Below are 288 nucleotides of genomic sequence, written 5' to 3' on the forward strand. Positions count from 1 at the left end.
TCCCCGCAGCTTTTCGCAGCTTATCACGTCCTTCTTCGCCTCTGAGAGCCTAGGCATTCCCCATACGCCCTTATTTAGCTTATTGTACTTTTTGCTTTTTTAATGAGTTATAATCAATCGATTATTATCTTTTGATTATTGATTAATTAGATATCGCTCGTGGTGATTCTAATTAATCCAAATTATTATTACTTAAATAAAATCTAGTTTTACCTAGTTTATTTTCATGTATCTTGTTTCAATATGTCAATGAACGTGTGGCGAATCGCCACTGATATTATATTATCA

At 33.0% G+C, this 288-nt stretch carries 1 rRNA gene; it reads right to left on the reverse strand.

What is annotated here, in order from left to right:
* Positions 1 to 84: ribosomal RNA gene (locus tag F6U93_RS14385) — 23S ribosomal RNA — on the reverse strand; the annotation flags it as partial.
* Positions 85 to 288 lie beyond the last annotated feature (204 nt).

It is taken from the genome of Pseudotamlana haliotis (assembly GCF_008806375.1).
GTDB lineage: Bacteria > Bacteroidota > Bacteroidia > Flavobacteriales > Flavobacteriaceae > Pseudotamlana > Pseudotamlana haliotis.